The organism is Bacillus sp. FSL K6-1218 (assembly GCF_038006445.1).
Classification (GTDB): Bacteria; Bacillota; Bacilli; order Bacillales; family Bacillaceae_G; genus Bacillus_A; species Bacillus_A thuringiensis_S.
On record NZ_JBBOVE010000003.1, the window covers coordinates 1 to 24,924 of the forward strand.

The window sequence follows — 24,924 nt, forward strand, 5'->3', positions numbered from 1 at the left end:
TCAATTACGTGCAGGCTCTTCTATGAGTATTAACTGTAAAGTAGTTAGCACGATTAGTGTTGCGGTTTGCTAATTTTTCTTAGGGTCTATGTCTATATACATAGACCCCTAATTTATTGGTAAAACGATGTTTTTCAAAATCTGAAGAATCTCTAAATTTCCGCCATGCTTCAGACACCTTGAAAAGCATTGAAACTGTTAATACTTTATATAGAAGAAAACGAAAAGAGAAGAACCTGGATTAATGGAGAAAGTAGGATTGTTGTAGAGAATCTCTTAAATCGAAACTTTCAAGCTACCAAACCAAATGAAAAATGGGTTACAGATATTAAATATTTGCCATTTGGTACAGAGATGTTGTATTTATCGAGTATTATGTATTTATATAACAATCAAATCATTACGTATGAAATAAGTAACAGACAAGACGTAACACTCGTCTTAAAAACAGTTGAGAAGGCGATAAAATCAAAACAAAAGGCTGAAATTTACTACATAGTGATTAAGGGGCCGTATATATCTCCTACGCTTTCCGAACGCCATCTAAAGAAAATGGCATTACCACAAAATTGTCATGATAATGCCGTAATAGAATCTTTTCATTCCTCATTGAAATCTAAATTATTTTATTCACAAGAAAAACAACTACATTCAACTTCTACTCTCAAATAACTCATTCACGATTACATTGAGTATTATAATACGGAACGTATTCAAGAAAAATTAAACTACCTGTCTCCTATAGAATAAAAGAAACAGGTAGCATAGGTGTTTTTTTCATGTACCGAATTCGTGGGTCAGTTCATAACATCCATGTGTATACATGGTCTTTTTCACACTGTCTACCTAAAGGGGATAATATTACTATAGAAACAAGACTTTTCCCCTTTTTATTTTTGTTCGATTCCATACCGGCTATCCTCTGAAACACATAAACTTACCTCATTCACTTTTATACTACATTTTCCTAATCACCGCTTTACTTCTGATTGTAATTTTTCATTTGCTTCCTCTAAAGAATGTGCTGGAATAATCGTAGATTGTGAGTCTGTTACCTTGCCGCTATAAATCACTAAAAAATCCAATTCATCTTGATGTATCAAGTTTTCTCAAATACTCTATTGTGCTAGCAGGAATAATATTAAACTAATAATCCTATATTCCCCACATTAGACCATCATATCCGGATAGAAAAGTTAATAACCAACCACTTTTCTTTAGAAAATCTTTGTGATCAGCTGGTAAATCATTAATTGCTTTTGTATAACACAATACATATTGATTTAGTTTTACTAGTTTTCCCTAGTATATTCCTCTATTTTAGTAGATTATTGTTGTTCTCTATGATTCATAGAATACCCGCTTTCAAGTTAGGTAGAAGAAGCTATAATAAGATAACGAATAATTTTTACACTTTTACACAAGTATAAAAGTGTAAAGTGAATCATAAAACTTTAAATAAGATATTTATACTTTAAGTAATTGCGTTGGGATTTGTATAGCAATGAAAAAAGTATTGGCGGACATTTTATATGTTATTATGATAAATCGTTATATTATAGTAATATTATATAGGTAAGTATTTTTGAAAATTATAGAAAGGAGCGATTTTGTGAATTGGTTAAATCAATCAAACATGGAAGAAGCAATTAGATTTCATTCAGGTATTTATAAGTTCAAAGTACCTTATTTAAAGCATGATTTAGTACCTAATAAGGATAATGAAGTAAAAGTATATTATTGTGATGTAGAAATGCACGTGGGTAGAGAGGATGATCTACAAGAAGGTTTACTTGCGACAGTTGTCATGACTGGTGTAGACGCAATCACGAATGATATAGAACATATTGCGACTTCCATTTATCATACAATGTTCCAAAATGTTTTTTATACGCATTTAATGAAACAAAATCAATTAGTAAATAAAATTAAATGGGTAGAAAAGTATGAACCAGGCATTTTATCGGTATATCCTAGAGGACATTGGGTAGATGTTAAGTTGCAATGGAATGAAAAACAAAAGTCATATAGTAAGCCTTCTTGGTACGGTTCACCAGAAGAATCCTGGTACGTAAATAGTATCCAATAAGTAGAGATGCAAGGGTTATTTTAATTTTATAATGCCTCTGATACTATTTTTCTTTGTTATAAGGCATAGAAAGTATCTTTTTATTTCCCTATTAAATTTTACTTAAAATAGAAAATGAATAGTAGCAAATGGTAAACATAAATAAGTAATTGTATATTGTGAGGCAATCGAGTTGCTATCCTTTCTCTTATTCAAGGGAGAAAGAATGTGACTTTACATGGATTTTTTACAGCTTATGCAAATAAGCTGTAAAAAATCGGCAGTAATAAACGTAAAAGCCCACCTAAATGAAAAATTTCTTTTTCTACAGTTAGTCATTTTAGAGGTCCCGCTGCACTTAATCAATTAGCTATAGAAGCAGGCGGAATGAAACGAAAACGTAAGTGCCACGGGCACCATTTTTTATCTTTGTGTGTATGGTTAAATCAACAAATCGCTACTACTCCTCTTACTCAACTTTGTAGTCAATTAGAAACTTCAACAGGAGTTTTATTAAGTCCTGAGGGACTCAATCGGCGATTTAACTCAGCTTCTGTAACCTTCTTCCGAACTGTATTTACTACACTTCTACAAGCTAAAATTGGGGGGTTATCTAAGATTTCTCATGCTCTTTCTGCTCACTTTGAGCGTATTCTTATCCTTGATTCTACAACATTTCAAGTGCCGGATCGATTTGCATCTACTTATCCTGGTGCCGGAGGATGTAGTCATAAAGCTGGTGTGAAAATTCAACTAGAGTATGACTTGTTGAGTGGAGAATTTTCTGATGTGAAAATTGAACCAGGAAAACGAAGTGATCAAGCGTATGGCGTGACTCGAACAGGTATGGCACAGAAGAATGAACTATATATTCGTGATTTAGGATATTTTCGTTTACAAGACTTTAAGTCTATTCAAGATAGGCAAGGATATTATTTATCACGTCTTAAGTTACCAACTAAGATATATAGAAAAGAATTCGAAACAGTGGTATTTAAAACAAAACCCGCTCAATTGAGGCCGGTATATATACAAATTCATTTGGAAGACATCATGAACCAATTACAACCTGGTCAAGTGTATGAATTACATGATGTATATGTAGGGAGCAAAGACAAATTACCTACTCGCATTGTGGTTTATAAATATACGGAGGAGCAAAAACAAAAACGCCTACGTGATCGAGCTATTCGTGAAAAGAAAAAAGGAATTACATATACAGAGCGTACGAAACTTTTACAAGGAATTACGGTATATATGATAAACATTCCTACGGAATGGGTACCAAAAGAGAAAATCTATGATTTATACTCACTACGTTGGCAAATTGAGCTGTTATTTAAAATATGGAAATCTTGGTTTCAAATTCATCGTTGTAAATCTATTAAACAAGAGCGGCTAGAATGTCACCTTTATGGACAACTCATTAGTATCCTATTATGTTCTTCTACTATGTTTAAAATGAGGGAACTTCTGTTACGTAAGAAACAGAAAGAACTAAGTGAATATAAAGCGATGTACATGATTAAAGATTATTTCTTACTTTTTCATCAAGCATTACATAAAAACACCCAAGAATTATCAAAGATTCTCCTTCGTCTGTTTAACCTCCTACAGCGAAACGGACGAAAATCCAACAGATATGAGAAAAAAACGGTCTTTGATATTTTGGGCGTTGTTTATGAGTATACCACTTCCATTCATCAGGTAGCATAGTTATAGTAAAAAAATTGAAACCCGTCAGGGTTTATTTGATATGCCTACTTTTATGATATCTATAAACGATAATAAAATACTTCGTGAAAAAACCGCGTTTTGTATAAAAATATACCTTAAGTTGATGGATGTGTGGTGCTACCCCAAGATAGGGGCCAAAAAAATTGTGCTCTTAAAGACAGTTAATCTACAATCTAACATTATATCTGTATCCGTAATTAAATTGATAAATAAAATTCACAATATTCAAATTATTAAACTGTAAATATCTTGAAACAGCGGTTTTAAAGGTAATAATCGTTGGATTTCATTATTTTTCCGCTTTCTGAAGGGTATATATTTTTATAGCTTTATGTATTAAGATAGAGCTGTGCTAGAAAATACCGGTAAAAAAGCATAAATAAGGAAAAGGGATGGGATTAAAAATGAAGACTGTATTAAGAAATATTGTATCGATGGTTCTTGTACTCGCTTTGTTTACAACTTCTTTCGCTGGAATCTCCAAAGCTCAAGAGATTAATAGTGAAGAAGAAAAATTAGTGCAAGAAGTAGCTGCACAATTGAAATTTGTTGTTGAAGAAGCTGCAATTAAAGATAAACATGGAAGAGTAGTAGATATTGATATTGATATGATAGAAAACAAATATGGTAAAACTGAAGAATTAGAACAATTGAGACAAGAAATCCAACGTGTAAATACACCACCTGGCTATGAAGATCCATTCAAACAAGAAACGGAAGCTGTAGATAACTGCATAGAAAGAAAACTTATAGCAAATTATAAAGAATTTCTATCAGTAGGCTTTATAGGTTCTATTATTGCTAATATTACTAACAAAGAATATGAATTAGCAGCTAGAAAAATGATTAGATTAGGCGTCAAAGGTAATTTAATTGGTTTAGCTGGTCAGCTTGCTTGGTATCTAGGTACATGTATTTATGAAGAAGAAGGCTGGACAGGAAAAACATGGTGATTAATAAAAAACAACCTCTTATTTTCTAGAGGTTGTTTTTTTTGAAGAAAATAACCACATCATAATTTCAAAAAACACTACTATAAATAGTGTTTTTATAAGGTTTTCAAACCAATTGAATTGATTATGATTAGCATAGTTAAAAGCTATCAATACAATATACAGTAGGACTATAAAAATTAACGGTCTCTTATAAGTGAAACTCAAATTATTCACCCCTTAAATACTTACTTAGGAAAGTTACCTTAATACTATGTTAACTCAAAGCGCAATCATTTTCAGTTATTTTCTATATTTCTCCACATTTGTAACAGCCCCCCTTTTTTAATGATGCGTTCCCATAATAAATTCTTTTTGAAAAAATGTCGAAATTTGTCGTCAGAATGCCCCCTATATATGAGAGGCCGAAACCAGCTCTTGTAGTTAGGTGATGAGTGAACATATAGCGTTGCTCTTCCTTATCTGCAAGAGGATTTTTTTAAGGTGCAAGTAAGAGGTTAAGAGCCTTACTTTGTATGTATTTCTTGATTTCATTCGTAATTAGGATAGTCTTCAAAACTTCATTAATTTAAATGGTCTAAACGGAGGAGAGCTTCGGCTCTCTTTTTTATTTCCATTCGACACGATATAAAAATATACGAGTTGGTAGTTTGCTATGATAAGCTCAGAAATTTTACATTTTGACCTAAAATTATCAGAAAAGGTGGATGGGCAAAAACATCTATAGAGGCTCTCTGAAATAACTATTTTCTAAATCTATAAAATTTCAAAAAAGACACTGCCTTGAGTGTCTTTTTTGAAATGAAATCAATACTAACTATTTAAGCCATCCTTCATAATGACCAATATATGTGCCGCCATTTGCATTTGTAAACTCAATTTTTTTCAAATACCATACCACTGTTCCGCCACAAGCTGGCTCAGTTTTAGTATTATCAAAGTATTGGTGATTTTGTCTAACTTCTTTTATATACTTACCATTTTCTTTTGGATAGCATCCTGCTAATTGTTTTACAGAACTTGGTGTATTAGATCCATTTTCTGTACTTGCTGAAGCGGCCCCGATCCCCCCTGTTAATGCGATGCCAGCTGCTAATGCTCCAACTACTAATTTCTTGAACATAATAAATCCCCCTTTAATAGTTTTTTATAACTTGCACCTTAAATGCATCACTTTTCTTTTTTGTAAATATTTTGAATTTATAGAAATATTTATTTAAATATTGACAATATTTGGATTTAATTTTATCAAATGGAAAATAGAGGGATTTATTATAATATGTAATAATGCATGTTCATTCAGAAAAAAAACGTGATAAAATCTAAGCACCTGTTCTATTTTTTCAGTTATCTTAGAAACCTTACTTCTTATTTACCCAAATGGGAGGCGCTTTATAGCGCCTTTTTTTTATTTTCAAAAGGCCATGCTCATTTAATCCATAAAAACATAAAGTAATTTGAATCCATTAAGATACATGAGTGACTCCTTATTTTTCTCCTACTATTTAAAGGAGGAATTATTATGGGCTTTGGTGGTAGCTGCGGTGGCGGCTGTGGCTTTGCAGGAGGATTTGCTTTATTAGTTGTATTATTTATCTTATTAATAATTGTCGGAGCTTCTTGCTTCTGCTAAAAACTATGGGAAAAGACACTCTTATTTGGGTGTCTTTTCTTTATGCATAAAAAAGCCTCATCTTTCTATAGAAAAGATAAGGCCTTTATATACTATTTATTATCCTATTCATCAGTTTTATTATAAACACATTTGGCTTCCCCAAAAAGGCCACCAGTGTCCCATTCTCCACCATAATGAGCACATCCTAAAGGATCGCCATCGTCTCTCGAAGGTGGTTTATTGTCAATATCATTAATCATATTAATAAAAAATATACTTGCAATTCCAAATACCACAACAAAGGGGATAAGAAAAGATTTAGAAAGCTCTTTTAAATCCTCTTTTGCTTGTCTCTTTTCTTCTCCTGTTGAAAAGAGATAAGCAAATAAAGCTAAAATGAATGCAAAAAAACCAAAAACTATTTCAATTAATCCACTGATTAAATCTATCATTTCTTATGTACCTCCTTACTATATGTGCGTTATTAATTAACCAATAATTCCCTTGTACATTATATCAGCTAGGGTACATGGAGATATACCAAATTATTTTTATAATTTAATGTATTAATCAAAACGGCATTAATACAGGATAGTCAAAGTCGGAGGGAAGCACCTTTAGTTGTCTTTTTTATGTAACAAAGGAGTCCTAGCCTTAAATTAGTAAACTTCAATATTACTCTTTTTTATTAGTTCGTTTTAACTTAATATATTAATGTAAAATTAAAAATTTGTTATAATTAGTAAAGAATTATATTAATTAGATGGAGAGGATACAATATTATGGGTTATAAGTTTCGTAGAATTATCCAAGTTTCCCCGGGTGTGAAAATTAACTTTACATACACAGGTACGGGAGGGAACTCCATTCCACCTGAATCAAGAACAACAACTTATATACCTGGAACTGGAATCTCGTATACACCACAAATAGCTGAATCAAACAACTATTATATACAACGAGGATTTAAAGATCAAAACACTTCCTATCCTACTATGAATGAACAAGATTACAATACGGTAAGAACATTTGAGCCAGTAAGAGAAACCAATACTTACCTTGTTACTGCTTTTCGTAAGAAGGACAATCAAGTAAACTCCGTGGGTAGAAAACTAATGAAACCACTTTCCATAATTGCAGGCGTTTTTGCAGGTCTATTCTTACTTATGATGCTTGTTATACCTGCTCTATTCCTGGCAGCCATGTCTTTCCTATGCTATAAAAATATAAAAACACCACTTGCAGTTGTATGCCCAGAATGTGATGCTGAGAATCTATTCATTTTTGAAGAAGAGAAAATCTCTTGTCGTAAATGTGAGAGCACTCTTATAATCCAAAAATAAAAGGTTCTCAAATACACTTCCCAATAATGAATTGTGGTATTGAATTCCAAGATGGCCCTTGAAGCTCATAATTATTTCCATACCTCTTTGAAGGCTCCAGCTCTCTTTTTTATTTCCGTTCGACAATATATAACAATATAAAGATAAATAATTTGTTATTATATTTACGGATTTATTTACATTAGGAGGAATGAACAACTATGTTTAAAAGATTAGCAGTATTACTTATTGGGGCTCTATTATTATTTGGTTTATCCGCTTGTGACAGCGTTAAATCAATGACAAGTAATGTCACGGTTGGTAAGGTAATTGAAGAATTTAAAGCTGCAGGATTAGAAGCTGACAATCCTAGTGACCTACCAGAAAAAGAATTTGGAAATACTAGAAAAGAAGCAAAGCGCATTCTTGTTCCAGCATTAGGTGAAGATAGTGGTGGTAGAATATTTGAGTTTAAAAACAAAGAAGATCTTGAAAAAGCTAAGAAATACTATAATGATTTAGGTAATGGTAATCAAATGCTATTCTCTCATACTTACGCAAAAGGTAACTTCCTTATACAAATGAATGGTGATATGGAAGATGCCCAATTTAACAAATATAAAGAAGTTATGGACAAAGTAATTAAGTAAGTTAAAGAATCCGCTTTCATTTATATGAAAACATGTTAGAATTATCTTTGGATTGGTGTCCAATACATATTATTAAAATTAAAGTGGTTCAAGTCGGCGGAAGACACCTTAGGGTGTCTTTTCTTTTTCTCAATATAAGAGTTATAAATGCATGCTATAATTTTAATAGAAATTCCCTTTTGTGCATTGAGATAGAAATACCCAACTAACAACCCACTGTTACGGAAATTCAGTGGGCTTTTCTTTTGTTTTTCTATTTGTTATAATTTCCTTAAAGGTATTTCAATGTTTCTGTACGTATATAATAAAAGAAGAGATGCGTCAACATCTCTTCAAATAACTGCTACCGCAAGGTGAGTGGTTACAACTAAATACTACTTTTTAGATTTAGAAGACCGCCCACGCTTTGCCGGCTTACGGGTGGTCTTCTTCTGTTTTTTAGAAGTAATCTTCTTAACTACGAAAACCACAAGTTCTCGTACAATCGTCTTAATTACCTCTAATACTATTTGAAGAAATAGATCCATTGGCTACACCTCCTTTCCCCATCAAATGAGAAAAGGACAGTCGTAACCTCCCACCCTACAATATACAGTTGTTCTTATTCTATCATACTTGTATTAACTCACCAATATAAAATAACCCACCTATTTCCGTAGGTGAGTTCCATGTGATTTTGCACTTGTGCTCAATTGATTATAACAGAAACTCCTGATCATCGTTATATCTCTACACCAAAAATTTCACGTACTATATCTGATTGATAAAACCAACTTCAGCAATAAAGCCTATTCTACCATCCCCTTATCCTCTAACCAACTTAGTGAGAAGTTCCCCCAGGTCTTAAACAATCCCATGTTTTTCATCGTTTCTTCGTAATTAAGCTTGACTTAAAGTCTTGAAGGTTTTTATCATGTGGGAACGATTAAGGAATACGGCTGGAAGGCAGATTTATCCCCTACTTTGAAAGATCACAAAAAAGTAATCAATCAAAATAGAAGGATAAGCGTCTTGTTTTCGCCATGCGGTCACTTATAAGGTATCCGTATGTATAGACCCTGTTCACTCAGCGATTTTCACCGCATACATCCTTTTACTATGGCTTGTCCTTGTAATATCGTCCCTACACGACAAACTGAATGTACTCCCTAGCACCGTAATGCTAACGATAACCACCCGAACCTTTTAGAGAATCGTCCCTGGGCAAGTTCTCGCCCTCCCTCACCAGAAGAACAGGATTCCAATGAGGGGTGCTGTTTTTGTAGGCGCATACTCTGTACCCCCTGCACGACCAACAGCTAGCCACGCCGTAACACGTTCCCCCTATATGTATAGCAGCACGGAATTACGGCTTATCAGTTTTTATTTACGTGGTATCAGGCAATTCCACGCGAACAAAAAACAAAAAGGCATCTCCAACTCCTAAATGGCTTGTACATTCACAAGACCTCTAGGCTTAGAGATGCCCTATATATATCTTTTGACTGCAAAAAATACAATTCTAGCATTTACTAGTTGAATTTTAGCTGAATCATAGATAAAATGGGTATATCAAATAAGCCTAGTCGAAAGGCATAATTGTTTAAGGATAGTGGTGGTACACTACTTAAACGTAAATACTGTGGGTTAATACAGTTCGTTTCTAGCCAAGTGGTGGTACACTAGCTAGATAAGTCATTCCCGCTAAAGGTTGGTAGCCGTTAGCATATGGGAGTGGCTTTTTGTTTTGTGTTCATATTCAATTGTTTTTAATTTTGCTCTATAGATCCTCTTGATCTTCATTTATGTAAAATATCAAATTATGTTTTGTTTTGTAGAATGGTACTTGTTGTTTATTACGTTACAACAAGCTTTTTTCTTTGTAAATACCCCTATAAGCCTGTGACATTCCCCTCTATCTAAAATTCTAATTTCATTTTTATACTTTTATAAATTTATACTTTTATAAAAAACTAGTTTTCTAAAAAAAGAATGATGATTTTTTTATACTTTTATAAAAATATAAAAGTATAAATTTATATTTTTATAAAAAATATGCTAATTAAGCTTTAAAATACAGCTTTTAAAAAATAGTTTTTAAAAACTATCATCCTTCTACAGATTAATATTATTTTTTTATAAAAGTATAAAAGTATAAAATTATACTTTACCGTAGGTATGTTGTGTTATAAAATCAAATTATAAATTTATAAAAGTATAAAAAATTTTTTTTTACGAGGTGACGGAAAATGTGCAAGGTTATCACAACTGGTAACTTCAAAGGTGGGGTTGGAAAGACTACCAACGCTGTAATGTTAGCTTATACATTCGCAAAACAAGGAAAGAAAACTTTATTAGTAGATTTAGATCCACAAGCAAATGCGACTGATTTACTATTTAACACAATGAAAAAAGTACATTCGATTGAACCGGAATTTAAAAGAACATTAGCTATGGCTCTTATAGACGCGAACTTACAAAGCGCACTGATTAATGTACTACCTAACTTGGACTTACTTCCTTCTTACGAGGATTTACAAACGTATGAAAAATTCCTATTTAGAAACTTTGAGGATGACTTCTCGCAAGATACATATTTTGCAAAACAGTTAAGTACAATCAAAGAAAATTATGATTACATTTTTATTGACGTGCCACCACAATTAAATAAATTTGCAGATAGTGCCTTAGTCGCTAGTGACTATGTAATGGTTATTTTACAAACGCAAGAAAGATCATTAAAGGGTGCTCAAAAATACGTTGAACATGTATTTTCATTAGCAGATGATTACAATTTACCATTAGAAATTATCGGGGCATTACCTGTACTAATGCAAAATGGGAATGAAATCGATAAAGATATTCTTCAAGAAGCAGAAGAGATTTTTGGCAAGGCCAATGTATTCAGTAACATCATTAAACAGATGGCACGTTTAAAGAGATTTGATAGAACAGGAATCACTTACAATCTGAAAGATGTTCATGATAAAAACGTTCATACTGTATACCAAAATATTGCTGGTGAAGTCGAAAAAAGAATCGAGATTTTGGAAGGAATGACAACAGTAAATGGATAACAAATTGAATATAGATAAAGAACAACTTGGAATGAGAAGAAAGAAAACTGAAGGGTCAGTAACCTTCACACCAGAAAGCAAAGAAAATCAGGAACGTAGTTTTCCTGACGATGATAAACTCTTTGAAAAACCTAAGAGAAAACTTACTACGAAAGAGTTACCTAAATCTTTCCGTGTCTCATTAGAAACGCATACGGCAATATCTACCCTGGCTACAATTGAAGATATGAAAATTTATGAAGTTATAAATATGTTAATCGAAGAAAAAGTTGCTTCATTACCTGCACCAAAGCAAAAGTTAGTAAAAAACGCTGTAAAACAAGTGCTTGAAGTGAAGAAAAGTCGAGAATAGGAATGAAGTTAAACTTTATTCCTATCTAAATAAACGCATTTATACTTTTATAAATTTATAAAAGTATAAGATTATAAATTTATAAATAGAGGTGGTACCTTTGGATAATAAGAACCATTCATTTGTAGTAACCGTTACACCTATCACTGACGATTCAGCTTCGAATACAGAAATGACATTGCAAACACCTGAGAAAAAGAGTTTTAAAAACCAACAGGGTAGTATTAAAATCCCTAAACAATCCAAAAAAGAACTTGAAGCACTAATGAAAATTACCAACACGAAATTCACTCACGAAATCATCGGTTTACTAATAAATCATTATGTAGATAATGAACTGACCCCTGAACAACAAAGGAAATTTACAATCTTAACAGACATTTAATAGAATGCTAACTAGGAGTGGTATCTTTGGAAAATAAAAGTAAATCTTTTGTAGTAACCGTTACACCTATTACCGAGGCTTCAGATTTAACTGACCAACTTAATCCTGTTAACACGGAAAAGGAAATACAGACACCAGAGAAACCAGATCAACGTTTAGTTCCATCTAAAACAGCTAAAATTTCACCTGCTGTTTTGTTAAAGCTAAATACCCTTAAACCATTTATAAAGGAACAAGAAGGTATGGATAAAACATCAATTAATAATATCATTGACATGTTAGTTGAGCATTATGTAGATTCTCAACTAGTCAACCGACATTCTAAAGCATATAAAGATATGTACAAGCGTCTTTACGAGACGTTAGAAAGTAAATAAAAGACAGAAGTATCCTTGTTTTGAGGATGCTTCTTTTTTGTTTGTTAATATGTATCTAAAGATAAATATATCTTTTTATTTTAAGCAGGAAAAACATATACTCCTGCTTATATATGGTACAAATTCTTATGAAAACTACCACTAGCTCGTTTACAAAACTTTACTTATTGGTAGTTAATAAATATTAGCTTATTTATCTTATAAGTTAAATTGAAAACAATTAGATTCCGAAATATTCCAGTTCTTTTTGTATGTTATTCAAAGCAAATCCCTCTCGTTCTCGAAAAGGGTTATTTGATTCGTTCGAAGATAATCTCAAAATATTGCGCGTATCCTGCGATTGATGGTGCAAAGATTTGAACAAATTTCCAAACGTCTTCAGCATGTTCGGCAATAATACGTTTATAATCTTCTTTAGGTTCCCCTTTCCAGTTATTAACTTCGACTTTCACGAATTTGTAATCGTACATATCCTTTTCCCCCTTTTCCTAATTGTACCATCAGCAAGGAATCCACTCTTTCTTTTTCTACAACTCTATTTTTATACGTTCCTCTTCTTGCCCTTACCAAAACCTCCACCAAGGCTTCTTCTCTTTCGCTGCAGCAACCTCATCCCGAAATTCCTGCATCATTCTCTTCGTTTCTTTCATCTCACGTAGTGTTTTCATCAACGTCTCGTCTCGCGCCTCCAATCGTTTTTCCACTCGTTCATTATGCGATTCTATACTCGCTTTGATTTCCTCGTTACTTTGCTTCGCCTACTTACTTAATCGCTTCTCCATTGCTAACATACTCTGATTGATTTCTTGCGCCATAACGCTGTACTATTGCTACAATTGTTCTTAAAAGTGGAATGGGATATAAGGATTTTTGACAATATTTTTTTGCTTATTCTCCTTTTCAAAGAGATGAACAAAAACACCAAATGATTGAAACAAACTACTTGAGAAAAATTCCCATAATAAACATTTAAATTTAAATATCTATATGTTAATATTAAACGGAATGTGTACAGTGTTCTGTGTGAACACATTATTTTACGGATAAGGGGATTTAATTATGAACTTTAAACAACTAATCTTAGCAGGGACAGTTATCGCATCAACAACACTAACCCCTCTAACAAATGTGCAAGCAGCAGAAACGGTAGGATTTAAAGATGTTCCTGTAGATCACTGGTCTTATAAAGCAATTATGGATTTAAAAGAGAAAAATATTGTAGCTGGTTATGGAAATGGAATATTTGGTTTTGGTGATAATATTACACGAGGACAAGTAGCCAGACTGATATATAACTACTTGAAGCCAGCAGATGAACCTAGTGCACCAAATCCTTTCAGCGATATCCAAGGACATATGTTTGAAAAGGAAATTTTAAGTCTTAGTAAGGCAGGTATTATAAACGGATTTGGCGATGGGAAATTTGGTCCAGATGATTTTTTAACACGTGAACAATTGGCTTCTGTATTAACAAAGGCTTTTAATTTCAAAGCGACATCTACTACTACTTTCAAAGATGTAGATAAAAATTACTGGGCAACAAATGCTATCAGTGCATTACAAGAAAATAAAATCACTATTGGCACGGGCGATAATATGTTTGAACCTAAAAATATTGTAACTCGTGAACAGTATGCACAATTCTTATACAATGCAATTATTAAGTCAGAAAAACCAGAAAAAGAGCCTGAATCTAAGCCTACTGTTATACCGCAAGATTTAGCCGATGAGTATATTACTTATCACGAGGGTTGGATGGATAGTTCATCTGTACTAAAAAAATCTATATCTAAGGAAGCACAAAATCTTGTTACTGAAATCAATGCAAAATATAACGCGGATTTAAAGTATATACAGGTAGGGGCTCCACATTCAGAGATAGTTTTATTCTCTCCTGTATTAGAGGGGATTCCTGGATTTGATGGGAATTTTTATGTAAATGGCGATAATGAAAATAACTTTACTGTTAATTTTGTAATTGATAGAGCTAAAGATAAGAAGGCATTAATAGAGTTAGGCAAAAAGTGGATCACTATGATAAATCCAAACTTAGATTTGAGTACAGAGATTGATAAAATAATAGCTTCTAATACAAGCACAGATACATATCATATAAATAAAAATAATCTTAAAATAGATATAAGTTTAGAGAAGCAAAATCGTAGTAGCGATCTAATGCTTATTGAAATCCACAATTAAAAAAAGAGGAGTGAAATCTCACTCCTCTTTTCCTATGCGTAGTTTGTTACATATTCTTACCAGAACTTCCACCACGGCTTCTTTCCTTTCGTAGCAGCAACCTCATCTCGAAATTCCTGCATCATTCTCTTGGTTTCCTGCATCTCACGTAGTGTCTTCATAAGGGTTTCGTCTCGAGCTTCCAATCGTTTTTCCAATCGTTCATTGTGCGCTTCTACGCTCGCTTTGATTTCCTCATTGCTTTGTTTCGCTTGCTCACTTAAGCGTTTCTCCATCGCTAACATACTCTGATTCATTTCTTGCGCCATAACGCTGTACTGTTCCTGTAATTGCTGTTTAATGTGGAATGGTACTAAATCCGTTTCCTCAGACTCTTCTTGAATCAGATCCGGATTAACTTTTTCTATTTGCTGCGCAATCATCTTCGCTGCCTTCTCTAGTGTCATACCGTCATGCTTACTCAGTTCAATTAATTTCTCAATAACCATAATGTCATTGTCTGTGTATTGGCGTCTGCCACGATTATCCTTCTTTACAGCGAATCCCTCACGCTGTAATACTTCCATGTACTTTCTAAGGGTGCTATCGGAAATTCCTAGTCGTTTGTATACTTCACTAGCAGAATAAACAATTTCGTCCGTCATAACGTCACAACACCTCCTAGTGAGAGTATTCCATGATGGCAAAGAAATTCCTGCAAATAAAAAAAAGACCTGTACAGGCCTTTTCAACTTAACTATATACTTTCTTTTTCTCTTTTCTCTAACTGATAAGTTAAAGCTAGATTAATCAAGAATGTTATAAATGCAAATATACTTGTTGCAATAAAGATATAGCCCATGATTGATATATTATTATAATCAATCGACAAACATAATAATAAGCCTATACAAAAGAAAGATGCAAAGTTATCCGAAATGACTTTTTTCATTCTAGTTTCCTCCATACACTTTCTGTTTCCCATTTTCCACTATAAAAATATTTTATAGCGATTTATTGATTTTAACAAGCAATTTCCTAAACTACAGAATCATTTGAACTACAATATAAACAATTCCCGTTTGACTTATTAGCGAGAATCCTTGTTCCTGGCTACCAACCATAATGTACAAACCACCGCATAACGCTATAACGGTTGAAGTTGAAGTTGAACCGACTGTTAAGTTTCTTAGTCACATCATAAATATTTCCTATTATTTAATTAAATAAGAATTCACTTTTCCATTCAGGATTCTTTCTATTCTCTTCATTATAATCAAGAAGGCACTCTTTCATTATTTTTGTATCTATCGGTAGCCTTTTTTCTAACTTTGACCATCCTTCGAAGATCATTTTGTTTGGCAAAGGAAACACAAACCCTGTAATACAATCCCAAAAGGCATCCCAATTTTCCCCATAAAAATCAGGAAACTCAAGCTTCTCTTTAAGAAGTAAATGCAATTCTTTTGCATTATAAATGTTGCTTACATCTATGACCATAGTTGATTCATGTTCATTCCTCAATTTATACACCTCATTAACATATTGGCTTATATTTTATCATTATTTTACAAGATAACACTTATTCCTAGTCGTTTGTATACTCCACTAGCGGAATACACTATTTCATCCGTCATAACGTCACGACACCCCCTAGTGACAGCATTCCATGATGGTTCAGAAATTTCTACAAGTAAAAAAAAGGAGCCCACTAGGACTCCTCTTTGTTTTAAATCTTAATAGTTAATTATAGCTTGTCCAGCCGGATACCAGGTTCCATTATTTGCCAGGGCGAAACCATAGACCGTCTGACCAGAGCCAATTTTTTGTTTAACATTATTTAATGATTCATATCCATATGCCTGATAACCATTCCCGCTTTGTGGATATGCTACTGTTAATGTATTGTAATTATTTGGATCCGAATAACTATTTGTCCAAGCTATTCTTTGATAATACTTTGAAGTGAATGGATTTTCTAAGCCTTTTACAGCAAATTCAACAGTGCTCCCATTGACATTAACAGTAGTATACGCCGTACTTAAAGTATTTAAGTCTGCAACCTTTTCCTTACTTAAAGCTGGTGTGTTTTCTGCCGCCATCACACCGCCAGCTCCAGACAACATAATCCCAGTTACTAATGCTCCAATTGCTAGTTTCTTTAACATAAAAAATCCCCCTTTAATAGTTTTATAGCTTGCACCTTCATCATACTTTCGATTTTCATATATGTAAATATATTACAATTTCAGAAACATAAAACTATTTATTGCGAATGTTGAGTTAAGATATGTTGTCTGATAATAACGATAAATGGTTATTATTATATGAAAAAGTCCTACATTAGGTAGGACAAAATAGCCTTAGCAATCTCATAAACAACGGAATCATTTGCACAACTATGTAAACCAATCCCAGCACGACTTATTAGCGAGAATCCCTGTTCCTGGCTACCTACCATAATGAACATCCCTCCGCATAACGCTATAACGGATGCAATCGGATATGACACAACTTTAATTAAGAATATAACCGGTTCAAACGCATTTACAATACGATTGTATAATTGGCCATCTATATAATTCTTTATCTTTCCGTCGTTTGATTGCATATCTTTAAATACCTCATTCACATCTAAATTATGATCATCAGCAAATACATGAGGAATATCCATAATTTTACTGAATATAATAGCACTACCGATCACAATACTTATTCGCGCCGCCACGGGTGCGTATTTTTTTGCTTTCTTTTTTGAACAAGCTCCTCTTTTTCTTAGCGCCATAGTTACCATCCATAAAATCCTCGATGCTCATTGTCTCTGCTACCGTATGGACCATCTCCCTGTATAAGACCTTCTATATTTAATAAATGGGCTAAATATTATGTACTTGAAATCACGAAAAAACCAACATCACGTTAAACACTCTTTGAATTACTTGTATAAACTTTAAATCAACTCTATACTTATTGCGTTAACCATAAAAACAAAACGTATTACAAGCAAATCTGAGGAATATTTTTTCAATTTCTCACTTTCATTTTTGTAAACAAAAGGAAAAATCTCAATTAAATATGAATTCTTTTTATTTACTTCTCTAATTTATCGTTTTCCGGCAGAAGACTCCTTCCTCAAAAATGTGAAGGTATGAAACATCAATTTTAGGTGGGAGATGAATGTCGGTTGGCATAAGCCAACATATTTGCTATCATTTACTTGTACAGATTGCTCTTCGAAAACTGAAGATATGAGGTTGGTTGCAGAAAAACGTTGCAACCGTAAAATCTTCAACGTTCTATCGCCCCACGCTTCTCAAAATTGCGAAAACCAAGCTAAAGTAGGTAGTGTGGTGAGTCAGCGTCCAAGATACTTATGTTCTCACCGTAGGGACTGCGGGTAGAGCCTGCTAAGATAACTGGTGGATACATCGGTGTTCGCAGGAATCTCCCACTTCAAACAGTCCGTTAGGACGTTAAGTGGTGAGTAGTTCAATCATTGCAACATATCCGCAAATGAAGTCCCCACATTATTCTTTCGTTTCATATGCTTCTCTAAATAGATCTTTGTTGTTTGAATATTTTCATGCCCAAGTGTTTGCATTAAATGATATAGATCCGCATTTCCTTGTTCAACTGCCATGATTGCAAAAGCATGACGAAATGTATGTGCTGTTACTGGATTTTCACGATACTGCAGAAACTCTAAATTTGTTTTTTTGATCATATCTGTTACCTGGTTTGATAATGTTTTTGAATTATAAAAGCTCCCTCTTTGGTTTATAAATAAAGGACTTTCATCTCCTCGATCCAATACAGTTTGGAACCCTCTTCTCTTTCTCATTTCACAAATACATTGATACAAATGTTCCGAAATGAAAAGTTCACGCACTTTATCTCCTTTACCCGTTACTTTTAACCAGTACTTTCCGTCATAGTGTAAATCTTTGACTCTTGTTGTACACAATTCTTGAATTCTTGCACCTGTACTTGCCAGAGCTAGTAAAATTGTATAGTTTACTACATGCCCTCTTTCTTTATAAAATCCTAATATTTTCATTACTTCATCATAAGATAGGTCCCGATTTGGCCGATCCTGTTCATTTACATTTGCGCGCTGCAGTTCTTCATGAAGAGGCTTTTCAATGTAAGAAAATACATGAAGATGTTTTAGAAAAGAACGAATGAGCACCGTTTTCTTCGCAAGTGTTGCGACTGCATATGTGTCACCATTCCTACCGTTCTCTACCTTTTTCAACCAAGAATTATATTTACGAATATGCCAAGGTTGTAATGTTCTCAATAAAGAGTCATTTTGCCGTACCTCTTCCCCATTTAATTCGAATTCTTCTGCATACTGCACCATGCACTGACAAAATGACAAGATTTCAGATATATAACTCTTTTTCGTATCCTCTTTTCTATTCTTCTTCTCATCCATATCTTTTTGTAAATGTACGAAATGATAAATGACCTCCAGGTCACTTAAATACGTATATTTACTCTTTCCCTCTTTTTCCGCAAACCCCATCTTCTCTTCCACCATATCTACATAACGATTATTATGCAGGTATGGGACAATATCTCTTATATTCTCTAAATATGCATCTATATATTTACTTTGATTATTTATGATAGGTAAATTTTCTTTTATAATTTTATTATCCATATTTCAAATTCACCTCTCCTATTGTAGATTATGAATATAATTATTTTTAATAACTATACTTATCATTTTATTTCACTTCTATTAATTATACAAATGATAATACATATTATTTCAGTAATAATTCTATATTCTTCTCTATTAACTTATATTTATATTTTTTAATAATTTATTAATAAATAGATATTATTTAACAGCTAATAACTTAGCATTCATAGTTATTTTATAATAAACTCATCTATAAAAACCTATTAAAATACAAAACGAATTACAAACATTAACAAAATATAAAAATACATAAAATATTTAATAAAATTCATTTCTTATTTTAAATACAAATAAAATTCTGATATGATATATACATATCTAAAATATTAGCAAACAATAGTTATGGAGGTGTCATTTCATGACACAAGATTTATTGTTCATTACAAAACCTACTGTAACGACAAAAGAGGCAGCCAACTTATTAGGAGTAACGATACAAACAATTTTAAAAAAAGAAAAAGACGGATTAATAGAATGTGTATATAAAGATAACTGGAAGCAATTCGGTAGTAAGATTTTCTATTTAGAAGATATAGAGCGCTTAAAAAATAAAAATACGGTTAAAGGACTTAGCACAAAAGAAGCAGCTGATATTCTTAATGTTGCCCCATCTACTATCTTTACATATATCAAATCTGGAAAATTACCTGCAACAAAGGTAGAAAAACGAGGAAAACAAGTATATCTTATCGATGAGGAAGAGCTAGAAATTTTTATGCTTGATTATGAAAAAACTAAAACAAAAGAGCGAAAAACATTCATTACTAAAATTCAAGGAGAAGATATATATTTATACCAATTATTAAGACATCAACATACCGGAAAAGCAGCTAGGGTAATAGAGATCAATGGAACAGATGGAAAGATTCTTACAGAGGATGAAGAAATTTTCCCGCTATCCACTTATAAGGAACATGATTATTCCTTTGAATCTCTTCCAAAACAAGCTGTAATTACAAAACGGGGGTATTTATCTTTTTCATTTAAAAAGCCTCAATTATTTAATTCCATTACTTATAATTTAATTAACTTATTTTATAAAGAACTTGGTGTCACAAATATGCGATTGAATATTTCATCTGATACTATCAAATTAGAAATTAAACCTTTTGTATTACAAATAGAGCCATTGCAGTTTCAAGAAGAAATTAAATACTTACATTCTCATATGAAATCTGGCACGATCCTTCCACATGTAGAGGGGATTTACTTTAAAAGTAATGTAGAGCCATTCACATTTCATGCAGATAATGAATTCAAGAAAAAAGTAGTTCAAATGGCAGCGGATGCTGGTATTGGGCAAGAAGAATTCTTATTACAAGCAGTAAAATCCTATATAACAAATTTAGAGCAGTATTAAATACTAAAGCAAATAAAAAAGAGAAAAACTAACTAAAATAGTTAATTTTTCTCTTTTTTTATTTACTCAATTCAGGCTGGATTTTTTCAATAAATATATAAATCCTTAATCCTTACTGGAAATAACCAAATAAAATTATTAAATAAATAATATATCTATCTATTACTTGAACTACCCCCACTTTAACTTCGTTTAGAAGTGAGGGATTCCTGCCATCCCTTGTTCGAAGCCAATTCATCTCCCACCTACTCACTGGACTGTGACCCTTCACGCTCCTTGAGGAAAGAGTCTTCTTGACTAAAATGATAAAAAAAGAGCCACCTAGACCAAGGCAGCGTCTATAATAATTGTTATAAACCTATTTATTCTCAAATCATTTATTTCTTTGCTTCCATACCCCATTCTCTTTACGATAAGTATTTTTTCCATTCATGAATCCTGCTGTATTACCAGGAATGATATATTTCTTATTCTTAGACTTCTTCTTCATCCTCTTTTCTTCTTGAACAACTTGCAAATCCACCTTCCATTGTTTCAACAAATCCTTTTTACTTCGCATCGAATTTGTACCCCTTATATTGAAATAATAATCCAATAATCATATTATATACATTTACATATTTTTTCAATAAAAAGAGAGCACCCTGGCTATTGGTGCTCTCAATGTGAATTGGGGTTTATCCTGAGCATTGAATAGGACACGAAGAACTTGTCCTATTGTATTATATGCTTGTCCTTATAATAATGTGCAATAAAAAAAGCACCCTCGCCCAGGCGCCAAAAGATACATATACTTTGAGGTAACTAACACGTTAGAAAAGACCCTTCCATATCATTGTATTGATATCAATTTTCTTTATGCCTAGATGACTCATTAAATACGTTTAATGTGTAATTTCTATATAACAAAGAAAAAGCACCCGTCATGGATGCTTAATGTTAAAATTTTATGGCCATAACATCTTTTTTGCACTCACACACGCTACACTGGAATATGTCATTGTTATACATTCATTGGTCTTTTCATCTTAACGCGGGTTCTTATCGTCTTTGCCGTCCTACTATGCGGTATACGTTATCGTGACATTCTCGCATTAGAACGTTTCATTTATAGGTGTACTAATCCTCTTCGATATGCAGTTGTCAAAGGGATTATACATTAAGAATACCGTTGATTTCATTATCAAAATCCCCCTTTTTTGTCGATGTTTTTAAAATCATAAACATTCCAATTTATTATATTTTCCCTTTTTTGATAATATATATACCCTATTTAGTTATTGATATCATATAATTATACTATTGTAATTTTAAGTAATTAAGGGTGGTTAGACATGACAGTACAACAAGAAAAAGTAACAAGGCGGATTCTTTGTAGGAAATGTAAATCTGATCAAATAGTTGGTAATAAACGTGGTTATAATTTCAAAAGGGTGTTTTTAATTCTGTTTCTTATGTTAGCTACACTTATAGCTATTGGAATAGTTCCTCGACATTCTCCACTTCATGATATAGCTGCATTTGTTGTTTTTTTAATCATGCTCCTAGGGGCGCCAATAACTTTATTTAGCGGGCTTGTTGGTAGAAAAAATATTGTTAATGGTTGCATGAATTGCGGACATACATGGATGCCTAAAAAATAAAACATAAAAAGCCAAATAAATAGTTAATTAAAAACTGTCTATTTGGCTTTTTGTATTATTACCTCACCCCTAAAGATTTAGAGATTAATTGAGTCACATTTTTCTTCATTAATAACTCATCGTAGATAAAACTATCCTTTAATTTCTCCCCATTCAAATATTATATCTTGATAGTCTCTGCCTCCTTATAATCTAAAACGTACTGTAGAGCCTTTTCAATTTTTTTAAATTTGATGTTACTAACATGTCTTATATTCCTTATCTCAGAAAACAGACTGCTTCCTTCTTGCTGTTGCAACCTCTTCTTCATTTCTTTGTCCATTACTAGTAATAATGTTATTTGCTCCATCAATAATCCCTCTATTTCTGAATTTTGGTTTTTATATTTACATAAGGTACGTGAAATTTTAATATTTTATCATTGAATAAGGAGAACATACATAACCAGTAGTCCCATCATCAAATCTGCATGACTCTGTTATCTATTAAGCCTTTAATAACTTACGTTTCTTGTTAGTCATCTTCGTTTATTTCAAGTTTTTTAACTTCAATCTTATTTTTCAGTTCATTTTCTATGTATGTACACGTCGATCCTTTAACTTTTATTTTTATACTATCTATCTTAATTGTTTTAGCTATTCTTGCTCCAAAAGGAGATACAGCAAAAAAATTACTTTTGCTATGTTAATAATTTTACGTATTTTAATTGCTTGCGTATTAATTATTGCTACTATTATTGAGGCAGGAATGGCTGAAACACATTCGAATAATCACAATTCTCTCAAATAACATTTTTTTCATTACTCTTAATTCATATAGGAAACTATGCATTTAAATATTAAAATTTTATTGTGGTTCTCATATAGAGTCATATACGACTTTTCTCTGTTTATGGTGCTCTTCATAGTAGTAAGGGCCATTTTTCATTAAAATTTATACAAAAATCTTAATATATAGTTGTAAAAATACTTTATCAAGTGTTAAAATTCCATATATACTCCTTAGGGAGTTCTCATGTAATTAAACAAGAGTTTAAAAATTCTCGAATCTTAGCCCCTTGGAGCGCCCTCCAAGGGGCTGCAACAATTAAAATAACTTTTTTGTTCACTTTTTTGATACATTTACGAAACATTCATGTGTTATCTTCAGTAAGTTCTATTCTTTTTATAATATCGTGTGAAATATACCAAAACGAGAAGCCCTAGGCCCCTAAGCCTAGGGCTTCTTCTTTTAAATACGAATTCTATGCACTTTTATTCTTTTCACAAACTAATCCATTCATTATATGTAATATACGAATGGATTAGTTTTCGATATCTTTATGAAACATCACGTGTTTTAAATACAACATTTTTTGATGGCCTCTTATCTTTCCGTATGGGGTTCTTTTTTCAAATAATACTTTTGTTTAATTTATATTTAAAAAGTTCATTTCCATAAGGCCTATCATGATGTGCTATACTCATTCTTAAATAATTGTATAAGGAATGTTAAAAATGGCTGATAGATCATCAAGACAATGGAAAATGAAACAAAAGTTAAGAGAACTGAAAACAAAAAATAGAAATGATACAAATCCTTTGTTTAATGAATGCCTTGAATCCCTAGGAGACGAAACTCTCATCTTCTCTCAGGAAAAAAGCAAGCAGATTGCTACTAATTTGATGAATTTATTTCCTATAACTGTTTCTGGAAGAATAGATTGGGAACAGATAGACAATCAATTACTAGCTTCGAACAAAGAACAACTAATTTCCCTTATTAAAGCAAACCAACTAGATTTTGATGAACAGATTTTTATAATATGGGATAACTATGAAATCCCTGTAGTAAGTACAAATCTTGATAAAGTATTCCAATCACTAGTTGACGTTGATGCAGTCAGTTTTTATTACTGGCTATTAAATAAAGAATATAGATTCGTAATTGAAATAAGCGATGAAGAATTGATTAGGGTTGGGTTTCGCTAATACTCTAAGCATATTTCCTCATTCTGCTGTTCCACAAAATTCAAATTTTGTTTTAATCAAATACTTCAATCACATGTAAAAGTTACGTAAAAATTGCTATGATTCAACCGTTACACCTTAGAAACGTTATATAATAAAACATCGAACATTAGGCTTACAAACAACTACCTTTCTGTACGACATAACTCTTTGCTAGGAGCAAAATCCTAGCCCTTTTTATTTAATCTCGCTACTTCCAAAACCATTTTTTCCTCTTTATGATTCTAATAACTCCTCCACATCTTCTAAAGAAAATGACCAACTTATTGTGGAACATGAAAATAAAACATATACATATAGAATTAACAACACTAGATAACTGATTCAGAAGGTGGAACAATTATTGTAGACAAAAATGAGCCAACAATTAACGTTAACAACTTGCTATCCTTTTGACTATATGGGAGACGCTCCAAATCGGTACATAATTGAATCACCTCTTCTTTCCATTAGTTGAGGATGGAAGTCCAATTTAAAATTAAGATGATTCAGGTCAGAGGAAGGCACC

The 24,924-nt window shown here is 32.4% G+C and carries 26 protein-coding genes and 5 pseudogenes; 18 read left to right on the forward strand and 13 right to left on the reverse strand.

Features of this window, described 5'->3' with window-relative positions:
* Positions 1–119: 119 nt before the first annotated feature.
* From MHI26_RS30265 to MHI26_RS31675, 3 genes and pseudogenes are all read left to right on the forward strand, one after another.
* Positions 120–224: pseudogene (locus MHI26_RS30265) on the forward strand (IS6 family transposase); the annotation flags it as partial.
* Between the two features lie 130 nt (positions 225–354).
* On the forward strand, positions 355–672 hold the full coding sequence (locus MHI26_RS30270) for a hypothetical protein (protein WP_390228469.1): 318 nt from the start codon (positions 355–357) through the stop codon (positions 670–672).
* 3 nt (positions 673–675) lie between these two features.
* Positions 676–750: an IS3 family transposase gene (locus tag MHI26_RS31675; RefSeq protein ID WP_098472263.1), complete on the forward strand. Its 75-nt coding sequence runs from the start codon at positions 676–678 to the stop codon at positions 748–750.
* A gap of 140 nt (positions 751–890) precedes the next feature.
* Here the strand turns inward: MHI26_RS31675 and MHI26_RS30275 are convergent.
* Positions 891–1,103 (reverse strand): annotated as a pseudogene (locus MHI26_RS30275) (hypothetical protein).
* Between the two features lie 509 nt (positions 1,104–1,612).
* On the opposite strand from MHI26_RS30275, the gene MHI26_RS30280 reads away from it, so the two are divergent.
* From MHI26_RS30280 to MHI26_RS30290, 3 genes are all read left to right on the forward strand, one after another.
* Entirely contained in the window at positions 1,613–2,089 is a 477-nt protein-coding gene (locus tag MHI26_RS30280) for a hypothetical protein (RefSeq protein ID WP_061667332.1), read from the forward strand.
* Positions 2,090–2,383: 294 nt separating this feature from the next.
* Positions 2,384–3,784 carry an IS4 family transposase gene (locus tag MHI26_RS30285; protein WP_061667334.1) on the forward strand — a complete coding sequence of 467 codons (1,401 nt, stop codon included), beginning with the start codon at positions 2,384–2,386 and terminating at the stop codon, positions 3,782–3,784.
* A 413-nt stretch (positions 3,785–4,197) separates the two neighbouring features.
* A complete protein-coding gene (locus MHI26_RS30290; protein WP_061667338.1) occupies positions 4,198–4,758 on the forward strand; it encodes a hypothetical protein in 561 nt (186 codons plus the stop codon).
* Positions 4,759–5,575: 817 nt separating this feature from the next.
* On the opposite strand, the gene MHI26_RS30295 is transcribed toward MHI26_RS30290, so the two are convergent.
* The gene (locus MHI26_RS30295; RefSeq protein WP_061667339.1) at positions 5,576–5,881 is read right to left on the reverse strand and encodes a hypothetical protein; all 306 of its coding nucleotides are present in this window, start codon (positions 5,879–5,881) and stop codon (positions 5,576–5,578) included.
* Positions 5,882–6,280: 399 nt separating this feature from the next.
* On the opposite strand from MHI26_RS30295, the gene MHI26_RS30300 reads away from it, so the two are divergent.
* Complete coding sequence (locus MHI26_RS30300; RefSeq protein WP_000505681.1) at positions 6,281–6,391, forward strand: YjcZ family sporulation protein; 111 nt, start codon at positions 6,281–6,283, stop codon at positions 6,389–6,391.
* Between the two features lie 104 nt (positions 6,392–6,495).
* On the opposite strand, the gene MHI26_RS30305 is transcribed toward MHI26_RS30300, so the two are convergent.
* Positions 6,496–6,825: a hypothetical protein gene (locus tag MHI26_RS30305; protein ID WP_061667341.1), complete on the reverse strand. Its 330-nt coding sequence runs from the start codon at positions 6,823–6,825 to the stop codon at positions 6,496–6,498.
* Between the two features lie 330 nt (positions 6,826–7,155).
* On the opposite strand from MHI26_RS30305, the gene MHI26_RS30310 reads away from it, so the two are divergent.
* From MHI26_RS30310 to MHI26_RS30335, 6 genes are all read left to right on the forward strand, one after another.
* Positions 7,156–7,716 (forward strand): DUF4236 domain-containing protein, encoded by a 561-nt coding sequence (locus MHI26_RS30310; protein ID WP_061667343.1) that lies wholly within the window; start codon positions 7,156–7,158, stop codon positions 7,714–7,716.
* A gap of 200 nt (positions 7,717–7,916) precedes the next feature.
* A complete protein-coding gene (locus tag MHI26_RS30315) occupies positions 7,917–8,345 on the forward strand; it encodes a hypothetical protein (protein ID WP_061667345.1) in 429 nt (142 codons plus the stop codon).
* A gap of 2,228 nt (positions 8,346–10,573) precedes the next feature.
* Positions 10,574–11,401 carry a ParA family protein gene (locus MHI26_RS30320; protein WP_061667347.1) on the forward strand — a complete coding sequence of 276 codons (828 nt, stop codon included), beginning with the start codon at positions 10,574–10,576 and terminating at the stop codon, positions 11,399–11,401.
* Positions 11,394–11,753 carry a hypothetical protein gene (locus tag MHI26_RS30325; protein WP_000369031.1) on the forward strand — a complete coding sequence of 120 codons (360 nt, stop codon included), beginning with the start codon at positions 11,394–11,396 and terminating at the stop codon, positions 11,751–11,753. Before MHI26_RS30320 ends, MHI26_RS30325 begins: the two co-directional genes overlap by 8 nt.
* Positions 11,754–11,853: 100 nt before the next feature.
* The gene (locus MHI26_RS30330; RefSeq protein ID WP_061667349.1) at positions 11,854–12,138 is read left to right on the forward strand and encodes a hypothetical protein; all 285 of its coding nucleotides are present in this window, start codon (positions 11,854–11,856) and stop codon (positions 12,136–12,138) included.
* A 26-nt stretch (positions 12,139–12,164) separates the two neighbouring features.
* Complete coding sequence (locus MHI26_RS30335; protein ID WP_061667351.1) at positions 12,165–12,515, forward strand: hypothetical protein; 351 nt, start codon at positions 12,165–12,167, stop codon at positions 12,513–12,515.
* A gap of 290 nt (positions 12,516–12,805) precedes the next feature.
* Here MHI26_RS30335 and MHI26_RS30340 read toward each other — a convergent pair whose 3' ends face one another.
* Complete coding sequence (locus tag MHI26_RS30340) at positions 12,806–12,985, reverse strand: DUF4177 domain-containing protein (protein WP_061667352.1); 180 nt, start codon at positions 12,983–12,985, stop codon at positions 12,806–12,808.
* 93 nt (positions 12,986–13,078) lie between these two features.
* Positions 13,079–13,339 (reverse strand): annotated as a pseudogene (locus tag MHI26_RS30345) (DUF3967 domain-containing protein); the annotation flags it as partial.
* A 235-nt stretch (positions 13,340–13,574) separates the two neighbouring features.
* Between MHI26_RS30345 and MHI26_RS30350 the strand changes: the two are divergent.
* Positions 13,575–14,714, forward strand: coding sequence for an S-layer homology domain-containing protein (locus tag MHI26_RS30350; RefSeq protein ID WP_061667354.1), 1,140 nt, complete (start codon positions 13,575–13,577; stop codon positions 14,712–14,714).
* A gap of 56 nt (positions 14,715–14,770) precedes the next feature.
* On the opposite strand, the gene MHI26_RS30355 is transcribed toward MHI26_RS30350, so the two are convergent.
* The 6 genes and pseudogenes from MHI26_RS30355 to MHI26_RS30380 form a co-directional block, all read right to left on the reverse strand.
* Entirely contained in the window at positions 14,771–15,358 is a 588-nt protein-coding gene (locus tag MHI26_RS30355; protein WP_061667357.1) for a DUF3967 domain-containing protein, read from the reverse strand.
* A 92-nt stretch (positions 15,359–15,450) separates the two neighbouring features.
* Entirely contained in the window at positions 15,451–15,645 is a 195-nt protein-coding gene (locus MHI26_RS30360; RefSeq protein WP_061667359.1) for a hypothetical protein, read from the reverse strand.
* 266 nt (positions 15,646–15,911) lie between these two features.
* Complete coding sequence (locus tag MHI26_RS30365) at positions 15,912–16,217, reverse strand: barstar family protein (protein WP_061667361.1); 306 nt, start codon at positions 16,215–16,217, stop codon at positions 15,912–15,914.
* A gap of 212 nt (positions 16,218–16,429) precedes the next feature.
* Positions 16,430–16,861, reverse strand: a complete 432-nt coding sequence (locus MHI26_RS30370; protein WP_061667362.1) for a hypothetical protein — start codon at positions 16,859–16,861, stop codon at positions 16,430–16,432.
* A 175-nt stretch (positions 16,862–17,036) separates the two neighbouring features.
* Positions 17,037–17,533, reverse strand: a pseudogene (locus tag MHI26_RS30375) (hypothetical protein).
* A gap of 653 nt (positions 17,534–18,186) precedes the next feature.
* Positions 18,187–19,359 (reverse strand): tyrosine-type recombinase/integrase, encoded by a 1,173-nt coding sequence (locus MHI26_RS30380; protein WP_097889062.1) that lies wholly within the window; start codon positions 19,357–19,359, stop codon positions 18,187–18,189.
* Positions 19,360–19,762: 403 nt separating this feature from the next.
* Between MHI26_RS30380 and MHI26_RS30385 the strand changes: the two genes are divergently transcribed.
* On the forward strand, positions 19,763–20,764 hold the full coding sequence (locus tag MHI26_RS30385; RefSeq protein ID WP_061667682.1) for a helix-turn-helix domain-containing protein: 1,002 nt from the start codon (positions 19,763–19,765) through the stop codon (positions 20,762–20,764).
* A 373-nt stretch (positions 20,765–21,137) separates the two neighbouring features.
* On the opposite strand, the gene MHI26_RS30390 is transcribed toward MHI26_RS30385, so the two are convergent.
* Positions 21,138–21,323, reverse strand: coding sequence for a hypothetical protein (locus MHI26_RS30390; RefSeq protein WP_061667681.1), 186 nt, complete (start codon positions 21,321–21,323; stop codon positions 21,138–21,140).
* Positions 21,324–22,098: 775 nt separating this feature from the next.
* Here MHI26_RS30390 and MHI26_RS30395 point away from each other — a divergent pair.
* The gene (locus MHI26_RS30395; RefSeq protein ID WP_061667680.1) at positions 22,099–22,407 is read left to right on the forward strand and encodes a hypothetical protein; all 309 of its coding nucleotides are present in this window, start codon (positions 22,099–22,101) and stop codon (positions 22,405–22,407) included.
* 160 nt (positions 22,408–22,567) lie between these two features.
* Here the strand turns inward: MHI26_RS30395 and MHI26_RS30400 are convergent, their stop codons facing one another.
* Entirely contained in the window at positions 22,568–22,756 is a 189-nt protein-coding gene (locus MHI26_RS30400; RefSeq protein ID WP_255259140.1) for a hypothetical protein, read from the reverse strand.
* A 1,147-nt stretch (positions 22,757–23,903) separates the two neighbouring features.
* Here MHI26_RS30400 and MHI26_RS30405 point away from each other — a divergent pair.
* Positions 23,904–24,377 (forward strand): CDI toxin immunity protein, encoded by a 474-nt coding sequence (locus tag MHI26_RS30405; protein ID WP_061667679.1) that lies wholly within the window; start codon positions 23,904–23,906, stop codon positions 24,375–24,377.
* 286 nt (positions 24,378–24,663) lie between these two features.
* Positions 24,664–24,873 (forward strand): annotated as a pseudogene (locus MHI26_RS30410) (sortase domain-containing protein); the annotation flags it as partial.
* Positions 24,874–24,924: the final 51 nt, after the last annotated feature.

Bases quoted from the DNA above. Each gene is read 5' to 3' on its own strand.
- MHI26_RS30270 (WP_390228469.1), top strand. From the start codon at position 355: ATGTTGTATTTATCGAGTATTATGTATTTATATAACAATCAAATCATT.
- MHI26_RS30290 (WP_061667338.1), top strand. From the start codon at position 4,198: ATGGGATTAAAAATGAAGACTGTATTAAGAAATATTGTATCGATGGTT.
- MHI26_RS30295 (WP_061667339.1), bottom strand. From the start codon at position 5,881: ATGTTCAAGAAATTAGTAGTTGGAGCATTAGCAGCTGGCATCGCATTA.
- MHI26_RS30300 (WP_000505681.1), top strand. From the start codon at position 6,281: ATGGGCTTTGGTGGTAGCTGCGGTGGCGGCTGTGGCTTTGCAGGAGGA.
- MHI26_RS30305 (WP_061667341.1), bottom strand. From the start codon at position 6,825: ATGATAGATTTAATCAGTGGATTAATTGAAATAGTTTTTGGTTTTTTT.
- MHI26_RS30310 (WP_061667343.1), top strand. From the start codon at position 7,156: ATGGGTTATAAGTTTCGTAGAATTATCCAAGTTTCCCCGGGTGTGAAA.
- MHI26_RS30315 (WP_061667345.1), top strand. From the start codon at position 7,917: ATGTTTAAAAGATTAGCAGTATTACTTATTGGGGCTCTATTATTATTT.
- MHI26_RS30320 (WP_061667347.1), top strand. From the start codon at position 10,574: ATGTGCAAGGTTATCACAACTGGTAACTTCAAAGGTGGGGTTGGAAAG.
- MHI26_RS30325 (WP_000369031.1), top strand. From the start codon at position 11,394: ATGGATAACAAATTGAATATAGATAAAGAACAACTTGGAATGAGAAGA.
- MHI26_RS30340 (WP_061667352.1), bottom strand. From the start codon at position 12,985: ATGTACGATTACAAATTCGTGAAAGTCGAAGTTAATAACTGGAAAGGG.
- MHI26_RS30350 (WP_061667354.1), top strand. From the start codon at position 13,575: ATGAACTTTAAACAACTAATCTTAGCAGGGACAGTTATCGCATCAACA.
- MHI26_RS30355 (WP_061667357.1), bottom strand. From the start codon at position 15,358: ATGACGGACGAAATTGTTTATTCTGCTAGTGAAGTATACAAACGACTA.
- MHI26_RS30360 (WP_061667359.1), bottom strand. From the start codon at position 15,645: ATGAAAAAAGTCATTTCGGATAACTTTGCATCTTTCTTTTGTATAGGC.
- MHI26_RS30370 (WP_061667362.1), bottom strand. From the start codon at position 16,861: ATGTTAAAGAAACTAGCAATTGGAGCATTAGTAACTGGGATTATGTTG.
- MHI26_RS30380 (WP_097889062.1), bottom strand. From the start codon at position 19,359: ATGGATAATAAAATTATAAAAGAAAATTTACCTATCATAAATAATCAA.
- MHI26_RS30385 (WP_061667682.1), top strand. From the start codon at position 19,763: ATGACACAAGATTTATTGTTCATTACAAAACCTACTGTAACGACAAAA.
- MHI26_RS30390 (WP_061667681.1), bottom strand. From the start codon at position 21,323: ATGCGAAGTAAAAAGGATTTGTTGAAACAATGGAAGGTGGATTTGCAA.
- MHI26_RS30395 (WP_061667680.1), top strand. From the start codon at position 22,099: ATGACAGTACAACAAGAAAAAGTAACAAGGCGGATTCTTTGTAGGAAA.
- MHI26_RS30400 (WP_255259140.1), bottom strand. From the start codon at position 22,756: ATGGAGCAAATAACATTATTACTAGTAATGGACAAAGAAATGAAGAAG.
- MHI26_RS30405 (WP_061667679.1), top strand. From the start codon at position 23,904: ATGGCTGATAGATCATCAAGACAATGGAAAATGAAACAAAAGTTAAGA.